This is a genomic window from Mycobacterium sp. SMC-8, assembly GCF_025263565.1.
In the GTDB taxonomy this organism is placed as follows: domain Bacteria; phylum Actinomycetota; class Actinomycetes; order Mycobacteriales; family Mycobacteriaceae; genus Mycobacterium.
In genome coordinates, this window is record NZ_CP079865.1 from 3693536 (window position 1) to 3712889 (window position 19354).

General features: G+C 69.0%; 18 protein-coding genes. 13 read left to right on the plus strand and 5 right to left on the minus strand.

Translation table 11 applies throughout. The features are described 5' to 3' along the window. Window positions 1-149: 149 nt before the first annotated feature. Window positions 150-947: a bifunctional 2-polyprenyl-6-hydroxyphenol methylase/3-demethylubiquinol 3-O-methyltransferase UbiG gene (locus tag KXD97_RS17840; RefSeq protein ID WP_260751366.1), complete on the minus strand. Its 798-nt coding sequence runs from the start codon at window positions 945-947 to the stop codon at window positions 150-152. A 207-nt stretch (window positions 948-1154) separates the two neighbouring features. Here KXD97_RS17840 and KXD97_RS17845 point away from each other — a divergent pair, with 207 nt between their 5' ends. From KXD97_RS17845 to mnmA, 7 genes are all read left to right on the plus strand, one after another. After that, window positions 1155-1946, plus strand: coding sequence for an electron transfer flavoprotein subunit beta/FixA family protein (locus KXD97_RS17845; protein WP_260751367.1), 792 nt, complete (start codon window positions 1155-1157; stop codon window positions 1944-1946). A 41-nt stretch (window positions 1947-1987) separates the two neighbouring features. After that, on the plus strand, window positions 1988-2944 hold the full coding sequence (locus tag KXD97_RS17850) for an electron transfer flavoprotein subunit alpha/FixB family protein (RefSeq protein WP_260751368.1): 957 nt from the start codon (window positions 1988-1990) through the stop codon (window positions 2942-2944). A 119-nt stretch (window positions 2945-3063) separates the two neighbouring features. Further along, window positions 3064-3807 carry an SDR family oxidoreductase gene (locus tag KXD97_RS17855; RefSeq protein ID WP_260751369.1) on the plus strand — a complete coding sequence of 248 codons (744 nt, stop codon included), beginning with the start codon at window positions 3064-3066 and terminating at the stop codon, window positions 3805-3807. A gap of 83 nt (window positions 3808-3890) precedes the next feature. Further along, complete coding sequence (locus KXD97_RS17860) at window positions 3891-4754, plus strand: GNAT family N-acetyltransferase (protein WP_260751370.1); 864 nt, start codon at window positions 3891-3893, stop codon at window positions 4752-4754. Next, entirely contained in the window at window positions 4751-5632 is an 882-nt protein-coding gene (locus KXD97_RS17865; protein WP_260751371.1) for a 1-acyl-sn-glycerol-3-phosphate acyltransferase, read from the plus strand. Before KXD97_RS17860 ends, KXD97_RS17865 begins: the two co-directional genes overlap by 4 nt. A 46-nt stretch (window positions 5633-5678) precedes the next feature. Continuing rightward, window positions 5679-6866, plus strand: a complete 1188-nt coding sequence (locus KXD97_RS17870) for a cysteine desulfurase family protein (RefSeq protein WP_260751372.1) — start codon at window positions 5679-5681, stop codon at window positions 6864-6866. A 2-nt stretch (window positions 6867-6868) separates the two neighbouring features. After that, window positions 6869-7942, plus strand: a complete 1074-nt coding sequence (gene mnmA / locus KXD97_RS17875; protein WP_260751373.1) for a tRNA 2-thiouridine(34) synthase MnmA — start codon at window positions 6869-6871, stop codon at window positions 7940-7942. Between the two features lie 4 nt (window positions 7943-7946). On the opposite strand, the gene KXD97_RS17880 is transcribed toward mnmA, so the two are convergent. Next, window positions 7947-8585, minus strand: a complete 639-nt coding sequence (locus tag KXD97_RS17880; RefSeq protein ID WP_260751374.1) for a sensor domain-containing protein — start codon at window positions 8583-8585, stop codon at window positions 7947-7949. A 35-nt stretch (window positions 8586-8620) separates the two neighbouring features. On the opposite strand from KXD97_RS17880, the gene KXD97_RS17885 reads away from it, so the two are divergent. Together KXD97_RS17885 and KXD97_RS17890 are read left to right on the plus strand one after the other, a co-directional pair. Continuing rightward, complete coding sequence (locus tag KXD97_RS17885) at window positions 8621-9631, plus strand: methionine synthase (RefSeq protein ID WP_260751375.1); 1011 nt, start codon at window positions 8621-8623, stop codon at window positions 9629-9631. Between the two features lie 87 nt (window positions 9632-9718). Continuing rightward, window positions 9719-11515: a diguanylate cyclase domain-containing protein gene (locus KXD97_RS17890; protein WP_260751376.1), complete on the plus strand. Its 1797-nt coding sequence runs from the start codon at window positions 9719-9721 to the stop codon at window positions 11513-11515. Here the strand turns inward: KXD97_RS17890 and KXD97_RS17895 are convergent. Together KXD97_RS17895 and KXD97_RS17900 are read right to left on the minus strand one after the other, a co-directional pair. Further along, window positions 11512-13137 (minus strand): 4-coumarate--CoA ligase family protein, encoded by a 1626-nt coding sequence (locus KXD97_RS17895; protein WP_260751377.1) that lies wholly within the window; start codon window positions 13135-13137, stop codon window positions 11512-11514. The genes KXD97_RS17890 and KXD97_RS17895 overlap by 4 nt on opposite strands. Further along, entirely contained in the window at window positions 13134-13577 is a 444-nt protein-coding gene (locus tag KXD97_RS17900) for an MmcQ/YjbR family DNA-binding protein (protein ID WP_260751378.1), read from the minus strand. Before KXD97_RS17900 ends, KXD97_RS17895 begins: the two co-directional genes overlap by 4 nt. An 88-nt stretch (window positions 13578-13665) precedes the next feature. On the opposite strand from KXD97_RS17900, the gene ligA reads away from it, so the two are divergent. Further along, on the plus strand, window positions 13666-15771 hold the full coding sequence (gene ligA, locus KXD97_RS17905; protein WP_260758026.1) for an NAD-dependent DNA ligase LigA: 2106 nt from the start codon (window positions 13666-13668) through the stop codon (window positions 15769-15771). An 8-nt stretch (window positions 15772-15779) separates the two neighbouring features. Here the strand turns inward: ligA and KXD97_RS17910 are convergent, their stop codons facing one another. Further along, entirely contained in the window at window positions 15780-16439 is a 660-nt protein-coding gene (locus KXD97_RS17910; RefSeq protein ID WP_260751379.1) for an amino acid-binding protein, read from the minus strand. Between the two features lie 82 nt (window positions 16440-16521). On the opposite strand from KXD97_RS17910, the gene gatC reads away from it, so the two are divergent. Genes gatC through KXD97_RS17925 form a run of 3 tightly spaced genes read left to right on the plus strand, consistent with a single transcriptional unit; the run spans window position 16522 to window position 19348 of the window. Next, window positions 16522-16821, plus strand: coding sequence for an Asp-tRNA(Asn)/Glu-tRNA(Gln) amidotransferase subunit GatC (gene gatC, locus KXD97_RS17915; RefSeq protein ID WP_260758027.1), 300 nt, complete (start codon window positions 16522-16524; stop codon window positions 16819-16821). Then, window positions 16818-18299, plus strand: a complete 1482-nt coding sequence (gatA, locus tag KXD97_RS17920; RefSeq protein WP_260751380.1) for an Asp-tRNA(Asn)/Glu-tRNA(Gln) amidotransferase subunit GatA — start codon at window positions 16818-16820, stop codon at window positions 18297-18299. Before gatC ends, gatA begins: the two co-directional genes overlap by 4 nt. Before the next feature lie 17 nt (window positions 18300-18316). After that, entirely contained in the window at window positions 18317-19348 is a 1032-nt protein-coding gene (locus KXD97_RS17925; protein WP_260751381.1) for an ATP-dependent 6-phosphofructokinase, read from the plus strand. The last annotated feature ends 6 nt before the right edge of the window (window positions 19349-19354 follow it).

Sequence of the window (19354 nt, forward strand, 5' to 3'; positions counted from 1 at the left end):
CCCGGGTACCGGTGCTTTGTTCGCTCCGCTCTCCGGTGCTTTGTTCGCTCCGCTCTCCGGTGCTTTGTTCGCTCCGCTCTCCGGTGCTTTGTTCGCTCCGCTCTCCGGTGCTCTGTTCGCTCCGCTCTCCGGTGCTTTGTTCGCTCCGCTCACGGCCGCACCGCTATAGCCACCAAGTCGAGGCTGTCGTCGATGTGTCGCCCGGTTTCGCCGGCCGTCGCCTGCACCAGGTCGAAGTCGTCGATCGTGACCGATTCGATGTCCGCGAGCAGTTCTGCAGTCCACGGCGCGTCGGCCAGCGCCCGCTCGATCTGTGCGTCGATGACCGAACCGCCGTGCCGGGCGTCGATCTCGGCGAGGCGGCGCCCGTGGAAGACCCCGAGCATCGCCTCCATCGTGAAACCGGCTCCTTCCAGAAGCTCGGTGAGCTCGGCGGCGTTGAGTTCGCGGGTGTGGAAGGGATTGACCGGGGTGTCCCGACCGGGGGAGAACGTGATGCGGTTGGGCGTGGACATGAGCAGCACCCCGCCGGGGCGCAGGACCCTGGCGCACTCGGCCGCGAACTGGCCCTGATCCCAAAGGTGTTCGATCACCTGGAAGTTCACCACCACGTCGACCGAGGCCGTCGGCAACGGCAACTCGGCGAGGTTGCCGTGGCGCATGTCGACGCGGGGATAGCGCGCCCGCACGTGCGCCACCGCCGACTCGTCGTAGTCCAGGCCGATCACCGAACGGGCGACGTCGGCGATCAGGTCCGCGCCGTATCCCTCGCCGCAGCCGGCCTCCAGCACGTCACGGTCACGGCACCGCTCGACCAGCCGGCGGTACACCACCTCGTGGCGGCGGAACCAGTAGTTCTCCTCGGCAACCCCGGGGACGGTCCGCTCGCCGGTCAATGCCATGGGGACCGGCTCGCCGACCGGACCGCTGGTAACAGATGCGCTCATTGCAAGGCAGGCTAACCCGTAACCGACCGATGGCGAACTCTTCGTGAGCACCATCTGATCGCCGCCCTGACTGAACGCAAACATCGACCAGCTATGGTGTTCGTGCGAAGCACCCAAAGTTACCCGCTGGTAACATCGTGGTGCCTGCGGCAATCGTGGTATGGCGGGTCGACCACCGGCCCCTTTCGAGGAGGACGAACCAGAGTCATGACGAACATCGTGGTCCTGATCAAACAGGTCCCAGACACATGGTCTGAGCGCAAGTTGTCCGACGGTGACTACACCCTGGACCGGGAGGCCGCCGACGCTGTGCTCGACGAGATCAACGAGCGCGCCGTCGAAGAGGCACTCCTGATCAAGGAGCGCGAGGGCGGCGACAGCACGGTCACGGTCCTGACGGCCGGTCCCGAGCGGGCCACCGAGGCGATCCGCAAGGCGTTGTCGATGGGCGCCGACAAGGCCGTGCACCTGGTCGACGAGGGCATGCACGGCTCCGACATGGTCCAGACGGGCTGGGCGCTGGCTCGCGCGCTGGGCACCATCGAGGGCACCGAGCTGGTGCTCGCGGGCAACGAGGCCACCGACGGCACCGGCGGCGCCGTACCGGCGATCATCGCCGAGTACCTCGGCCTGCCGCAGCTGACCCACGTGCGCAAGCTGACCGTCGAGAACGGCAAGGTCACCGCCGAGCGTGAGACCGACGACGGTGTCTTCACCCTCGAGGCCTCGCTGCCGGCCGTGGTCAGCGTGAACGAGAAGATCAACGAACCCCGCTTCCCGTCCTTCAAGGGCATCATGGCCGCGAAGAAGAAGGAAGTCACCAAGCTGACATTGGCCGACATCGGCGTCGAGAGTGACGAGGTAGGCGTGGCCAACGCCGGGTCGAAGGTGCTGTCCTCGACGCCGAAGCCGCCCAAGACCGCGGGCGAGAAGGTCACCGACGAGGGCGACGGCGGCACCAAGATCGCCGAGTACCTGGTTGCCCAGAAAATCATCTAGAACCTTCCCATCGACAGACAGACATAGAGGCAAACGAACCCATGGCTGAAGTACTTGTGCTCACCGAGCACGCTGAAGGTGCGCTGAAAAAGGTCACCTCCGAACTGATCACCGCCGCCCGCGCGCTCGGTGAACCCGCCGCCGTCGTGGTCGGCAAGCCGGGCACCGCCGAGGGCCTGATCGACGGCCTGAAGTCGGCCGGTGCGGCGAAGATCTACGTCGCCGAGTCCGACGACGCCGAGAACTACCTGATCACCCCGTACGTGGACGTGCTGGCCGCGCTGGCCGAGTCCGCCACGCCGGCGGCGGTGCTGCTGGCGTCCAGTGCTGACGGCAAGGAGATCGCAGGTCGGCTCGCGGCCCGCATCGGCTCGGGCATCCTGAGCGACGTCGTCGAGGTCAAGGAGGGCGGCAAGGGCATCCACTCGATCTTCGGTGGTGCCTTCACCGTCGAGGCCGAGGCCGTCGGGGACACCCCGATCATCACCGTGCGCCCCGGTTCCGTCGAGGCCCAGCCTGCCGACGGTGCAGGAGAGGTCGTCAACGTCGACGTGCCCGCCCCGGCCGAGAACGCCACCAAGATCACCTCGCGAGAGCCTGCGGTGGCCGGCGACCGTCCGGAGCTCACCGAGGCCACCGTCGTGGTGTCGGGCGGCCGTGGCGTCGGCAGTGCCGAGAACTTCGGCATCGTCGAGGATCTCGCGGACTCGCTCGGTGGCGCGGTGGGCGCCTCGCGTGCCGCGGTCGACTCGGGTTACTACCCTGGCCAGTTCCAGGTCGGCCAGACCGGTAAGACCGTGTCGCCGCAGCTGTACATCGCCTTGGGCATCTCCGGGGCGATCCAGCACCGCGCCGGCATGCAGACCTCGAAGACCATCATCGCGGTCAACAAAGACGAGGAAGCGCCGATCTTCGAGATCGCCGACCTCGGCATCGTCGGTGACCTGTTCAAGGTGACGCCGCAGCTGACCGACGCGGTGAAGGCCCGCAAGGGCTGAGTTCCGCTGCGCGAGCAGACACAAAATCGCACGTTTCGCCTCGCGGACGTGCGATTTTGTGTCTGGTGGGTTGGACACCGCGGGTTCCCTCACAGGTAGCCGAGGGTCAGTATTGACCCATGAGGATTTCAGTTGTCGGGGCCACCGGCCTCATCGGCTCGAAGGTGGTCGACCTGCTGCAGCGCGACGGTCACGACGTCGTGGCGGCATCGCGTTCGTCGGGGGCCGACGTGCTCACCGGCGAGGGCCTCACCGAGGCCCTCACCGGCGCCGACGTCCTCGTCGACGTCACCAATTCCCCGTCGTTCGACGACGACCCGGTGATGGATTTCTTCACCCGGTCCTCGGCGAACCTGGTCAACGCCGCCCGGGATTCGGGTGTCCGGCACTACGTCGCGCTGTCGATCGTCGGCGCCGACGGACTGCCCGCGAGTGGCTATATGCGCGCAAAAGTCGTGCAGGAGGAGACGATCGCCACATCCGGTCTGCCCTTCAGCATCGTGCGCGCCACCCAGTTTCAGGAGTTCGCCGACGCGATCGTCGGCTCGATGCAGGACGGCGACGAGGTGCGGGTGCCGGATGCCCGGATCCAGCCGATCGCCGCCGATGACGTCGCCCTCGAGGTGGTCCGCGTCGCCGTCGCCGCGCCCGTCAACGGGGTCGTGAACGTCGGCGGGCCGGAGAAGATCTCGTTCGCCGACCTGGCGCGCACGGTATTGGCCGGGCGGGGTGCCGACAAGACGGTCGTCGTCGATCCGCGGTCCACGTACTTCGGCACTCCCGTCGACGACACGAGCTTGGTCACCGGCGACGGCGCCGTGCTGGGCACCGTTCGGTTCGACGCCCGGCCGACGGCGGGCTGAACGGGCCAAGACGTCACCTGGCGCTCACGGACACGACACGCGCTGGACGCCCTGACGAGAGGCGGCTGCACGAGCGTGGCGCCATGAGCACTGCTTCTGTACTCATCGCCCCCGACGACATCGATCACGCGCAGCGCGGATCCGCCCCGTCCACGCCCCGCTACAGCCTGCTGTTGTGCACCGACGGCGACTCCATCGAGGCCGCGCAGCGGTTGCGCTACGACGTGTTCAGCACCGAGCCCGGCTTCGCGCTCGCCGGCGACGGCAATTCCGGCGGTCTGGACGCCGACCGGTTCGACGAATACTGCGATCATCTGCTCGTCCGCGACGACGCCACCGGCGAACTGGTCGGCTGCTACCGGATGCTGCCGCCGCCCGGTGCGATCGCCGCAGGCGGGCTGTACACGGCGACCGAGTTCGACGTCACCGCACTCGACCCGCTCCGGCCCTCGCTGGTCGAAATGGGCCGCGCTGTGGTGCGTGAGGGACACCGCAACGGCGCCGTGGTGCTGCTGATGTGGGCGGGCATCCTCGCCTACCTGGACCGCAGTGGCTACGACTACGTGGCCGGATGCGTCTCGGTGCCCGTCGCGGATCCCGCCGGTCGCAGCCCGGCCGGCAGCCACCTGCGCGGCGTGCGCGACTTCGTCAACCGCCGGCACGCCGCGCCCGCCGAACACACCGTGTACCCGTACCGGCCCGTGATGGTCGACGGTCGCACCCTCGACGAGATCGACCCACCCGCCCGGTTGTCGGTGCCGGCCCTGATGCGCGGATATCTGAGATTGGGCGCCCAGGTGTGCGGCGAACCCGCCCACGACCCGGATTTCGGCGTCGGCGACTTCCCCGCGCTGCTCGGCAAGCAGGACGCCGACACGCGGTACCTGCGCCGGCTCCGCTCGGTCGGGATGGCTTCGGCCGCGGTCGCCGACGGGACGCGGTCATGAACCTGACCCGCGAACACGCGTGGCTGCAGCGCGCGACCTGCGGCGCGCGGTGTGTGCACACTGGAGCCGACGGCCCCGGCCGGCGCTGGGTGGTCGCCGTGCGCACCACGGTGCGCGTCTGCGCAGCAGCCACGCTGTTCGCCGGAGTGTGGCTGCTGGCACTGCCGCTGCCCGGCCGGTCGCATCTGCAGCGCGGGTACTGCCGGCTGATGCTCCGCAGTCTCGGTGTGCGGATGTCCGTGTCAGGAGGGCCGATACGCAACCTGCGGGGCGTGCTGGTGGTCAGCGGGCACGTGTCGTGGCTGGACGTCTTCGCCATCGCGACGGTGCTGCCCGGTTCCTTCGTCGCCCGCGCCGACCTCGTCGACTGGCCCGCGCTCGGTCCGATCGTCCGGCTCATGAAGGTGATCCCGATCGACCGGGCCCGGTTGCGCCGGCTGCCGGCGGTGGTGGCCGCAGTCGCCAATCGGCTCAGGGCAGGGGACACGGTGGTCGCGTTTCCGGAAGGCACCACCTGGTGCGGGCTGAGCTACGGCCGGTTCCGCCCGGCGATGTTCCAGGCCGCGATCGACGCGGGACGCCCGGTGCAGCCACTGCGGCTCAGTTACCGGCACAAGGACGGCCGGGCGTCCACCGTGCCGGCCTTCGTGGGGGACGACACGTTGCTGACCTCTATCAGGCGGGTGATCACCGCACGCCGCACCGTCTGCCACATCCACGTCGACTCGCTGCAACTGCCGGGCGTCGACCGCCGTGACCTGGCGGCCCGCTGTGAGGCCGCCGTCCGCGGCGGGGACGGATTCGCCGCCCCCGGCGGGGCGGGACTCGACCGCCGGGCGATCTCCGACTGCGCCGAGGGTCACTGCATGGTGGCCTGAGCGCGATGGCGGCCGCCCATTCTGCGACGGCTATCCTTGAACGGTTATGTCTTCGCCGGTCTACCTCGACCACGCCGCCACCACCCCGATGCGCCCCGCCGCCATCGAGGCCATGACGGTTGCCATGGCGACGGTGGGCAACGCCGCCTCGCTGCACGGCTCGGGGCGCATGGCCCGGCGCAGGCTGGAGGAGTCCCGCGAGACCCTGGCCCAGCTGCTGGGCGCGCGCCCGTCGGAAGTGATCTTCACCGCCGGTGGCACCGAGAGTGACAACCTCGCAATCAAGGGCATCTACTGGGCGCGGCGCCGTTCGTCGCCGCAACGGCGCCGGATCGTCACCACCCCGGTCGAGCACCATGCGGTGCTGGACGCGGTGGAGTGGCTGGTCGAGCACGAGGACGCCGAGGTCACCTGGTTGCCGGTCGACCGGTACGGCGCCGTCGATCCGTCCGACGTGCGTTCGGCGGTCGGCGATCCCTCCGATGTCGCGCTGATCTCGGTGATGTGGGCCAACAACGAGGTCGGCACCATCATGCCTGTCTCTGAAATCGCCTCTGTCGCAAGTGAATTCAGCATACCGATGCATAGCGATGCGATCCAGGTGGTCGGTCAGCTGCCGGTGGACTTCGCCGCCAGCGGCCTGTCGGCGATGAGCGTCACCGCGCACAAGTTTGGCGGCCCCACCGGTGTGGGCGCACTGCTGCTGCGCCGCGAGACCGCGTGCGTTCCGCAGCTGCACGGCGGAGGTCAGGAGCGTGACGTCCGTTCGGGGACACAGGATGTCGCCGGCGTGATGGGTATGGCCGCAGCCGCGCGTGTCGCCGTCGACGGAATGGACACCGCGGCCGAGCGGATCCGCGCGCTGCGCGACAGGCTGATCGACGGCGTGCTCGACACCATCGACGACGTCGACGTCAACGGTGCAACGGGGCCGGGGCGGTTACCGGGCAACGCACACTTCACGTTCCGCGGCTGCGAGGGCGATTCGCTGCTGATGTTGCTGGACGCCAAGGGAATCGAATGCTCAACGGGGTCGGCGTGCACAGCCGGGGTGGCGCAGCCGTCCCATGTGCTGACCGCGATGGGCGCCGATCCGGCCAGTGCCCGCGGCTCGCTGCGGCTGTCGCTCGGGCACACCAGCACCGACGCCGACGTCGACGCCGTGCTCGACGTGCTGCCCGCCGCCGTGGAACGTGCACGAGCGGCCGCGCTGGCCAGTTCGGGGCGGCAGTAGCCATGCGGGTGCTCGTCGCGATGAGCGGTGGCGTGGACTCCTCGGTGGCCGCCGCCAGAATGGTCGATGCCGGACACGACGTGGTCGGGGTGCATCTGGCGCTGTCGACGGCGCCAGGCACGCTCCGCACCGGATCCCGCGGTTGTTGTTCCAAGGAGGATGCCGGCGATGCGCGCCGGGTCGCCGATGTGCTCGGTATCCCGTTCTACGTGTGGGATTTCGCCGACCGCTTCAAAGAGGACGTGATCGACGACTTCGTCGAGTCCTACGCGCGCGGCGAGACGCCGAATCCGTGTGTGCGCTGCAATGAGCGGATCAAGTTCTCGGCGCTGGCCGCCCGCGCGCTGGCGCTGGGATTCGACGCGCTGGCCACCGGGCACTACGCGCGGTTGGCCGACGGCCGGTTGCGGCGCGCGGTCGACCACGACAAAGACCAGTCCTACGTGCTGGCGGTGCTGACCGCCGAGCAGTTGCGCCACGCGGTGTTCCCGATCGGGGACACCCCGAAGTCCGCGATCCGCGAGGAGGCGGCACGGCGAGGCCTGGCGGTCGCCGACAAGGCCGACAGCCACGACATCTGCTTCATCCCGTCCGGCGACACCAAGGCGTTCCTCGGAGCCCGCATCGGCGTGCGCCGCGGTGCGGTGGTCGACGCCGCCGGCGCCGTGCTCGCCGAGCACGACGGCGTGCACGGGTTCACCATCGGTCAGCGCAAGGGCCTCGGCATCCCCGGCCCCGGCCCTGACGGCCGTCCGCGCTATGTGACGGGGATCGACGCGACCACCGGCACCGTGCAGGTCGGTGACCTCGACGACCTGGAGGTCACCCGGCTCGTCGGCGATGCGCCGGTGTTCACCTCGGGTGCCGCACCCGCCGGGCCGGTCGAGTGCGCCGTGCAGGTCCGCGCGCACGGCGGGGTGGTCGGGGCGGTCGCCGAACTCGGCGACGGTGTGCTTGAGGTGAATCTGCGCAGCCCGCTGCGTGGCGTGGCGCCGGGGCAGACCCTGGTGCTGTACCGGCCCGACCCGGACGGCGACGAGGTGCTCGGCAGCGCGACCATCCGCACCGCCCGCTGACCGTTCACCCCGGAACGTCGACCAGGATGTTGGTCATCACCAGCTCGGGCACCGACTCCGGGAACCCGCAGAAGGTGACTTCGACGAGCACCGCCGACTTCACCCGGTAGTCGCGCCCGCAGTCGCCGGGTCTGGTGTGCACCGAGTCGGCGGTGGTCGTCACCGCGCCGACCAATGCGCGGCCGGGGCTCGTCGCGGCGCAGCCGTCGATCTGGGCGACGACCGAATCGAAGGCCCGTTGCGCGGTGCCGGCATCCCGGTAGCCGGCCGCGCCCTGTGAGATCAGCGCGCCCCGCGGGGGATTCTGGTAGGTCAGTTTGTGGAACTCCTCGACCTCGGGTCCGAACACCCGGGTCTCGGCGTAAATCCAATCACATTGCGGCGGAACGGTTCCGATCATGAAATCGATGTCGACCGGCGCCTTGCTGTCGGTTCCCGGAATCGCGGTCAGATGTTCGCCGGCGCCGGTCACCGCCTGCATCTGAGGGCGATCGAGCAGGATGGCGTCCACGTCCACCGGCGAGCGGGAGCCCTCGTCCACGCCGGGGGCGGCGCGGGTCGGCGACCCGGTCACCTGCTGTGCGCATCCAGCGGCCAGGATCGCCACGGCGCACCACAGTGGCACCGATACACGGCCCGTCATGTACTGACCATAGTGGGTCCAATATCGTCGTACGAGTGAGTGTTTTCGCGACCGCGACCGGTATCGGATCCTGGCCGGGCACGTCGGCCAGGGACGCCGCGGAGGTGGTCGTCGGTGAACTGCACCGCCTTCCGCACCTGGTGGAGCTTCCCGGGCGGGGTGTCGGGGCAGACATGATCGGCCGGGCGGGTGCGCTGCTCGTCGACATCGGCCTCGACATCGTGCCTCGCGGTTACCGCATCGCCCAGGGCCGTAGTTCGGCGACCCGCCGCGCCGCCGGTCTACTCGACGAGGACATGGACGCTCTCGAAGAGGCCTGGGAGAAGGCCGGGCTGCGCGGTACGGGCCGGGTGGTCAAGGTGCAGGCGCCGGGACCGGTGACGCTGGCGGCGCAGCTGGAGCTCGGCGGGGGACACCGCGCGATCACCGACCGAGGCGCCGTCCGGGACCTGACGACGTCGCTGGCCGAGGGGGTGGCCGCGCACCGGGCAGAGCTCGCCCGCCGGCTGGAGAGCCCGATCGTGGTTCAGTTCGACGAACCGTCGCTGCCGGCGGCACTGGCGGGCCGGCTCACCGGGGTCACCAGTCTGAACCCGGTGCATCCCGTGGACGAGTCTTTGGTCACCGCGCTGCTCGACGAGTGCGCAGAGGCGGTCGGCGGTGAAGCCGCGGTGCACTGCTGTGCTGCCGAGGTGCCGTGGAAGGTGTTGCAGCGCAGTGTGATAAGCGCCGTTTCTGTGGACCTTGGCACGCTCACCGCCGCAGATCTGGACGGGATCGGCGAGTTCGTCGAGTCCGACCGCACGGTGCTTCTCGGTGCGGTGCCCGCCACGGCCCCCGACCCCCGACCGGCGGCAGAACAGATCGCCGCGTCGGTGGCCACGGTGACCGACCGACTCGGGTTCGCCCGCGACGTGCTGCGCAGCCGGATCGGGATCACTCCGGCCTGCGGACTCGCCGGTGCGACAGTGACCTGGGCGCGCAGCGCAATCGAATTGTCGCAGCAGGCCGTTGACAGACTGGTCGACGACCCCGAGGGGATCTGAAACGGTCGACCCTTGGTACGGACTCGTCTACTCTCGGGTAGGCGCTGATCGAGATCGGTCACGGGTAGAGCGCCGCACGTCACGGGGATGGTGCTGTTGTCGGGGAAGTGCTCGAGTCGACACGGTGCCGGGGACTGTCTCGACGGTGAGATCCCGCGCCTGCTCGCGCTGGACTCCTTCGAGATCCTCGACACCGCCGCTGAAGAGTCGTTCGACGGTCTGACGATGCTTGCTGCGCACGTGTGCGAGATGCCGATGGCGCTCATCGGCTTCATCGACGCCGCCCGCCAGTGGGTGAAATCCCGCCATGGCGTGGACATCACGGAGACCGCCCGGGAGCACTCGCTCTGCGCGCACACCATCGCGGATGCGGCCCTGCTCGAAATTCCGGACACCCACCGGGATCCGAGGTTCGTCGACCACCCGATGGTCACGGGGGCGCCGCACGTGCGGTTCTACGCCGGGGTGCCGCTGGTCACCGAGGACGGACACGCGGTGGGCACCCTCTGTGTCATGGACCGGACACCCCGCACGTTGTCCGACGTTCAGCGCACACACCTGCAAACCTTGGCCGGGCAGGTGATGAACCTGCTGGAGCTGCGCAGCCGGGCCCGCCTGTACGCCTCCGAGATCAAGCGGCGCCTGGCCGCGGACTCCGCGCTGCACGCCCAGCAGCGGATGATCGAAGCGGTGCTGGAACACACCGACGTGCTGGTCTTCGCCAAGGACGTCGACGGCCGATTCGTGATGGCCAATCGCGCACTGGAACACGTCACCGGCGCCGGCCGGACGTTGATCGGCGGGACCGATCACGACTTCTTCGACCCGCAGATCGCCGACGACTACCGCCGCAACGATCTGCAGATCATGGAAAGCCGGGAGTGGCGCGTGTTCACCGAGGAGGTCGTGCACCAGGACGGTTCGGCGCACATCTACCGCTCGTCGAAGTTCCCGTTGTTCGACGACCGTGGCGAGGTGATCGGCACCGGCGGGGTCTCGACCGACGTGACAGAGTTGGCCACCGCGCGCGCCGCGCACGCCGAGGCCGAACAGCGGTGGCGGGCACTGGTCGAGCAGTCACCTGCCGCGGTCGTGGTCGCCAACGTCGACGGCAGCCTGTCCTACGTCAACGGCGAAGCGGTCACGCTGCTGGGCGGGCAGTCCGCCGAGCAGATCACCTCGGTTCCCGGCCTGGAGTTCGTGCCGGAACGCTTTCGCTCGACCGCGCGCAGGCTGTTGGACGAGGTCACCGCCGGCGGACGCCTGGAGCGCTCCCAACGCGGCACGCTGCTGCGGATGGACGGCACCGAGATCGCGGTGGAGTTCAACGTGACGACGATCGATCACGCCGGGGAAGTGAGCGTCCAGCTGGAGGTGCGTGACGTGTCCGCGATCGCCGCGGTGCACGCCGCGCTAAAACACTCCGCGTCCACCGACCCGTTGACCGGTGTGCTGAACCGGCGCGCGTGGGACACCCGGGTGGCTGCACTGCTGGCCGATGCCGACGGTGCACCGATGACGGTGGCCGTCATCGATCTCGACAACTTCAAGGCGTTCAACGACACCCGTGGACACACCGTCGGGGACGCGCTGCTGCAGCACTTCGCGACAGCGGCGAGCGCATCGATCCGCAGCGGCGACATCTTCGCGCGCTGGGGCGGCGAGGAGTTCATCGTCGCACTGCCCGACACCACACCCGAGCAGGCCGAAAAGATCCTGCACCGGTTGCGCCAGTGTGTGTCGTTCGGTCAGACGTGCTCGATCGGCTACACCGCCCACACCCCGGCCGACACCCTGGTCGCCACCGTGTCCCGCGCCGACAGCGCCCTCTATGAGGCGAAAAGCCGTGGCAGGAACCAAATCTGGCGGCTAGACCGCGCCTAGGCGCGCAGGTCTTTGCGCAGGATCTTGCCGGAGGCCGATTTCGGGATCGCGTCGATGAACTCGACCTGACGGACTTTCTTATAGGGCGCGACCTGGCCGGCGACGAACTCCATGACCTCGTCTGCGGTGAGGGTCGCGTCGGGCTGCTTGACCACGAACGCCTTCGGCACCTCCTCGCCTTCGTCGTCGTGCACGCCGATCACCGCGGCGTCGGCGATGCCGGGATGGGTCAGCAGCACCGCTTCGAGCTCGGCGGGCGGCACCTGGTAGCCCTTGTACTTGATCAGCTCCTTGAGCCGGTCGACGATGTACACCAGTCCCTTGGCGTCGATCTGGGCCAGATCACCGGTGTGCAGCCAGCCGTCGTCGTCGATGGTGGTGCGGGTGGCCTCGTCGTTGTTGAGGTACCCGGCCATCACGTTGGGGCCTTTGAACCACAGCTCGCCGGTCTGGCTCAGACCCTCGTCGGGGATCGGGATCTCCTTGCCGGTCTCCGGGTCGACGAGTTTGGAGGCCGCGTTGGGCACCGTCCAGCCCACCGAACTCAGCGGCGCCTCGTCGTGCATGTCGACCAGGCCGCCGTCGAACGGGGTGATGTGGCTGACGGGGCTGAGCTCACTCATGCCGTAACCCTGAACCACCTTGCAGTCCAGGCGCTTCGCGACGGCGTGGCCGAGATCGGCGTCGAGCGGGGCGGCCCCCGACATCACGACGTTGAGCGAGGACAAATCGTGCTCGTCGACCAGCGGGTGCTTGGCCAGCGCCACCGCCACCGGCGGTGCGATGAACGCGATGGTGCAGCGGTGTTCGGCGATGTTGCGCAGGAATTCGCCGAGGTCGAAACTCGGCATGATGACCAGCCTGGCGCGCGCGTGCAGCGCGGCGTTGAGCAGCACAGTCATCCCGTAGATGTGGAAGAACGGCAGCACGGCCAGCACGACGTCGTCGGGCTCCATGCCGTGCAGCGGGCGGATCTGGGCGACGTTGGCGACCAGGTTGCGGTGCGTCAGCATCACACCCTTGGGGTTGCCCGTCGTCCCGGAACTGTAGGGCAGCACCGCAAGATGTGATGACGGCGCGAAATTCACCTGCGGCGCAGGCATTCCCGACGCCAGCAGGTCGGCCGCGTTGGGATGACCCGCCCCCTCGCCGGAGCCGTCACGGCCGGCGCCGTCGAGCACCACCAGATCCTCGTCGGACAGCCCGGCCGCCGCCGCGCCCTCCTTGGCCTGCGGGAGCAGAGCCGTCACCGTAAGAAGCATGCCGGCCCCGGAGTCGGTGAGCTGCTTGGCGATGTCCTTGGCGGTGAACAGCGCGTTGATCGTCGTCGCCGTGGCACCGGCACGCAGGATGCCGTGGAAGGCGACGGCGAACGCCGAGCTGTTGGGGGCGAGCAGCCCGACCACATCGCCGACGCCGATGCCGCGCTGGGCCAGCGCTCCGGCGAACGAGTCGATCCGGGCTATCATCTCGCGGTAGGTGGTGTGTCTGCCCGACCTCGCGTCGATCAGCGCCACCCGGTCGAGGTGAGGGTCGTCGGGTCCGGAGATGTCGGCGAAAAGGTAGTCGTAGACGCTGGCGGTCGGGATGTCGACTTCGGGGAAAGGGCTGGGAAAGGTCATGGTGACTCCGATCGAACCATGCCGTGGGCCCCGTCGGCCCGCCGTTGGTCGAGCTGCCTGACGAGTTTTTTCGAGGCCGCCATCCGGAAGGATGCGTCGACGAGTTCGGCGACCTCCGTCCAGTCCACCTTCGCCGCGGTCAGGTCCAGCCCCAGCCAACCGAACGGACCGAGGTAGGCCGGGAGGAAGAACCGGCGGTCCTGCTCGAGCGCCTTGCGGTCACTGTCGTCGACTTTCACCAGCACCGAATGCGGATGCTCGGTGAACTCACCCTTCGCGGCGCCTTTGACACTGCCTCCGTAGACGGTGAACATCTTCGGCGCGCAGAACACCGGCCGGCCCCAGGAGACTTTCTCGAACGCCTCGGGGAACCCGAGCGCGATGTCGCGGACCTCGGCCAGACCCATGTCGTCCTCGCCGAACATCAACGGATGAGGCATGTGTGCAGCCTACGCAGGGGTCTGTGTCGGGAGCCTTCGATAGCCTTCCAGGGTGAGTCCCGAGGCGACCCCGGATCCCGAGGCAGTGCTGGCCGAGCAGGCCGACGACCCGCGCGACGCGGATCTGCGGCGCCAGTGGCAGGAGCTCGCCGACGAGGTGCGCGACCATCAGTTCCGCTATTACGTGCGCGACGCTCCGATCATCACCGACGCCGAGTTCGACGCGATGCTGCGCAGGCTGCAGGCCCTCGAAGACGACCATCCCGAGCTGCGCACCCCCGACTCGCCGACCCAGCTCGTGGGCGGTGCCGGGTTCGCGACGGACTTCACCCCCGCCGAGCATCTGGATCGGATGCTCAGCCTGGACAATGTTTTCACCCCCGACGAGCTCGCCGCGTGGGCCGCCCGCATCAAGACCGAGATCGGGGCGAGCGCGCAGTATCTCTGCGAGCTGAAGATCGACGGGGTGGCGCTGGCCCTGGTCTACCGCGACGGTCGGCTCGAGCGCGCGGCCACCCGCGGTGACGGTCGTACCGGTGAGGACGTCACGCTCAATGCTCGCACGATCGACGATATTCCTGAACGGCTCAGCGGCACAGACGAATTCCCGCTTCCGGCGGTGCTCGAAGTACGCGGCGAGGTGTTCTTCAGGGTGGCCGACTTCGAGGACCTCAACGCCGGGTTGGTCGCCGAGGGTAAACCGCCGTTCGCCAACCCGCGCAACAGCGCGGCCGGCTCACTGCGCCAGAAGAATCCCGCCGTCACCGCACGGCGCCGGTTGCGGATGATCTGCCACGGCCTGGGCCACATCGAGGGTTCTGAGGGATTCCCCTTCACCTCCCTGCACGAGGCGTACCGCGCGCTCAAGGCGTGGGGGCTGCCGGTCTCGTCAAACACCGCCCAGGTGAAGGGCCTGGACGCGGTCACCGAACGGATCGCCTACTGGGGCGAGCACCGCCACGACGTCGAGCACGAGATCGATGGCGTCGTGGTCAAAGTCGACGACGTCGCACTGCAGCGGCGGCTCGGGGCGACCTCGCGCGCACCGCGCTGGGCGGTGGCTTACAAGTACCCGCCGGAAGAGGCGCAGACCAAGCTGCTCGATATCCGGGTCAACGTCGGGCGCACCGGGCGCGTGACCCCCTTCGCCTACATGGAACCGGTCAAGATCGCCGGATCCACCGTCGGGCTGGCCACGCTGCACAACGGTTCTGAGGTCAAACGCAAGGGTGTGCTGATCGGTGACACCGTGGTGATCCGCAAGGCCGGCGACGTGATCCCCGAGGTGCTCGGCCCGGTCGTCGACCTGCGGGACGGCAGCGAACGCGAGTTCCACATGCCGACCCACTGCCCGGAATGCGGCACCAAGCTGGCCCCGGCCAAGGAGGGCGACGCCGACATTCGCTGCCCGAACTCGCGGACCTGCCCGGCACAGTTGCGGGAGCGGGTCTTTCACGTCGCCGGCCGTGGCGCCTTCGACATCGAAGGGCTCGGCTACGAAGCGGCGACGGCGCTGCTGCAGGCAGGCGCGATCGGCGACGAGGGCGACCTGTTCGATCTCACCGCCGAAGATCTGTTGCGCACCGAGCTGTTCACCACCAAAGCCGGTGAGCTCTCGGCCAACGGCAAGCGGCTGTTGGCCAATCTGGGTAAGGCGAAATCCCAACCGCTGTGGCGGGTGCTCGTCGCCCTGTCGATTCGCCACGTCGGGCCGACCGCGGCGCGGGCGCTGGCCACCGAGTTCGGCAGCCTCGACGCGATCATGGCCGCCTCCGAGGAACAGCTGGCCGCCACCGAAGGGGTGGGGCCGACGATCGCGGCGGCGGTCACCGAATGGTTCACCGTCGACTGGCACCACGCCATCGTCGACAAGTGGCGCACGGCCGGGGTCCGCATGGCCGACGAGCGCGACGCCAGCATCGAACGCACCCTCGAGGGCCTCTCGATCGTGGTCACGGGCTCGCTTGCCGGCTTCAGCCGCGACGAGGCCAAGGAGGCGATCATCGCCCGCGGCGGCAAAGCGGCCGGATCGGTATCGAAGAAGACCGCGTACGTCGTGGCCGGTGATTCGCCGGGGTCCAAGTACGACAAGGCCATTGAACTGGGTGTGCCGGTGCTCGACGAGGACGGCTTCCGCCGGCTGCTGGAGAACGGACCCGACGCCGCGCCGGACGGCGACACCGGCGACGGTTGAGTCGCCGGTCAGCCGATGATGGTGGTGACGATCCCGGCCAGGTAGCCCAGGCGGGCGACCTCGCTGGGCCGGAACGCCGGGCCCCCGGGGCGGCCGAGCATGATCGCGGTCCGCGGGTCGGCCAGCGGTGCAGCGGCCAGCGCGGTGTCCATGTCCCGCCACACCTGGGGCACCCAATCTGCGGTGCCGTCCAGGGCCACCGCACGTTCGAGCGGCAGCCAGGGTGTCTCGGCGGCCTGAGTCTCGGGTGCGCCCGGGCTGCCGACCACACGCTCGGAGCCGGTGTCGGTCAGTTGCACCACGGTGCACCAGCCGACGCGCAACACCCGTGGCGCCTCGTCGACGAGCACCTGCAGCCGGGTGCGTCTGCCGTGCGCGGCCGCGACGTGGTCGATCAACTCGAGTTCACGATGTGCTTCCAGCAGGCCGGTGTGCGGGCGGATGCTGTCGACGTAGACGCCGTTGAGGTTCTCGGCTGCGGTGATCAGCATGTCGGGCATCGCCCCGGCGGGCAGTTCGACCACCAGGTCGTCGATCGCGTAACCGGCGCCGCGCTCCACCACGTCGAGGGACAGGATGTCGGCGCCCACCGAGCCGAGCGCGACGGCCAGGGAACCCAGGCTGCCCGGCCGGTCCGCCAGCTGAACCCGCAGCAGATAGGAAGGCACGGCCAACACTGTGTCACGGTCCGGGCGGGGCGGGCGACTCGGGCGGCGGCGCCCGGGCCCGGTTGAACTAGGCTTGATGGTCGTGTCACAGATCTCCCGAGACGAGGTAGCCCACCTGGCGCGCCTCGCCCGACTCGCCCTGACCGACAGCGAACTGGACAGCTTCGCCGGTCAGCTGGACGCCATCCTCGCTCACGTCAGCCAGATCCAGGCCGTCGACGTCACCGGCGTCGAAGCCACCGACAACCCGCTGAAGGACGTGAACGTGTTCCGGCCCGACGACCCGCAGCCGAGCCTGTCCCAGGAAGAGGCGCTGGCAGCCGCGCCGAAAGCCGTTGACGGCCGCTTCGCGGTGCCGCGGATCCTGGGGGAGCCCGAATGAGTCTCATCAAGCTCGATGCGGCAACCCTCGGCGAGAAGATCGCCGCCAAAGAGGTGTCCTCGACCGAGGTGACGCAGGCCTTCCTGGACCAGATCGCCGACACCGATGAGCGCTACCACGCGTTCTTGCACGTCGCCGCGGAGCGGGCGCTGGACGCCGCGGCCACCGTCGACAAGTCTCTCGCCGCCGGTGAAAGGCCCGCCTCGCCGCTGGCCGGTGTCCCGCTGGCGCTCAAAGACGTCTTCACCACGACCGACATGCCCACCACCTGCGGATCGAAGATCCTGGAGGGCTGGACCTCGCCGTACGACGCCACCGTCACCGCGAAGCTGCGGGCCGCCGGCATCCCGATCCTCGGCAAGACGAACATGGACGAGTTCGCGATGGGATCGTCGACCGAGAACTCGGCCTACGGGCCCACCCGCAATCCGTGGAACGTCGACCGGGTGCCCGGCGGGTCGGGCGGCGGCAGCGCCGCCGCGCTGGCCGCCTTCCAGGCCCCGCTGGCCATCGGCACCGACACCGGCGGATCGATCCGTCAGCCCGCCGCGCTGACCGCCACCGTCGGGGTCAAACCGACTTACGGCACCGTGTCCCGCTACGGGCTGGTGGCGTGCGCGTCTTCGCTCGATCAGGGCGGCCCGTGTGCGCGCACGGTCCTGGACACCGCGCTGCTGCACCAGGTGATCGCGGGTCACGATCCGCGCGACTCGACGTCAGTGAACGCCGAGGTGCCCGACGTCGTCGCCGCGGCGCGCGCCGGTGCGCACGGCGACCTCAAGGGGGTGCGCATCGGGGTGGTCAAGCAGTTGCGCAGTGGCGAGGGCTACCAGCCGGGCGTGCTCGAGTCGTTCAACGCCGCCGTCGAGCAGTTGACCGCGCTCGGCGCGCAGGTCAGCGAGGTCGATTGCCCGCACTTCGACCACTCGCTGTCGGCCTACTACCTGATCCTGCCCTCGGAGGTGTCGTCGAACCTCGCGAAGTTCGACGGCATGCGGTACGGGTTGCGGGCCGGCGACGACGGCACCCGCAGCGCCGAAGAGGTCATGGCGATCACCCGTGCAGTCGGGTTCGGGCCAGAGGTCAAGCGCCGCATCATGATCGGCACGTACGCGTTGTCTGCCGGCTATTACGACGCCTATAACAACCAGGCCCAGAAGGTACGCACGTTGATCGCCCGTGACCTCGACGAGGCATATCAGAAGGTCGACGTCTTGGTGACCCCCACTACTCCTTCTACGGCGTTCCCGCTCGGCGAGAAGGTCGACGATCCGCTGGCGATGTACCTGTTCGACCTGTGCACGCTGCCGCTGAACCTGGCCGGCCACTCCGGGATGTCGGTGCCGTCGGGCCTCGCGGCCGACGACAATCTTCCCGTGGGCCTGCAGATCATGGCCCCGGCACTGGCCGACGACCGGCTCTACCGGGTGGGTGCGGCCTACGAAACCGCGAGAGGACCGCTGCCGACCGCGCTCTGAGCGGGTTAGATGGAGCCATGCGTATCGGAGTGCTGACCGGCGGAGGTGACTGTCCCGGGCTGAACGCCGTGATCAGGGCGGTCGTGCGCACGTGCGACGTGCGGTACGGATCGTCAGTGGTCGGCTTCCAGGACGGCTGGCGCGGTCTGCTGGAGGACCGGCGCATCCAGCTGCGCAACGACGATCGCAACGACCGGCTGCTCGCCAAGGGCGGCACCATTCTCGGCACCGCGCGGGTGAATCCCGACAAGCTGCGCGCCGGTCTGGACCAGATCAAGCAGACGCTGGAGGACAACGGCATCGACGTGCTGATCCCGATCGGGGGAGAGGGCACGCTGACCGCGGCGCACTGGCTGTCCGAGGAGAACGTTCCCGTCGTCGGGGTGCCCAAGACCATCGACAACGACATCGACTGCACCGACGTCACGTTCGGCCACGACACCGCGCTGACTGTCGCCACCGAGGCCATCGACCGGCTGCACAGCACCGCCGAATCCCACCAGCGGGTGATGCTGGTCGAGGTGATGGGGCGGCATGCCGGCTGGATCGCGCTCAACGCCGGCCTGGCCTCAGGGGCGCACATGACGCTGATCCCCGAGCAGCCGTTCGACGTCGAAGAGGTGTGCCGGCTGGTCAAGCAGCGCTTCGTGCGAGGTGATTCGCATTTCATCTGCGTGGTCGCCGAGGGCGCCAAGCCGGCCGAGGGGTCGATGCAGCTGCGCCAGGGCGGCATCGACGAGTTCGGCCACGAGAAGTTCACCGGCGTCGCGCAGCAACTGGCGATCGAGGTGGAGAAACGGATCAGCAAAGAGGTCCGCGTGACGGTGCTCGGGCACGTGCAGCGCGGCGGTACGCCGACCGCCTACGACCGCGTGCTGGCCACCCGGTTCGGGGTCAACGCCGCCGACGCCGCGCACGCCGGCGAGTACGGCATGATGGTGTCCCTGCGCGGCCAGGAGATCGGGCGGGTGCCGCTGGCCGACGCGGTGCGCCAGCTCAAGTTGGTCCCGCAGAGCCGCTACGACGACGCCGCCGAGTTCTTCGGTTGACGGCCA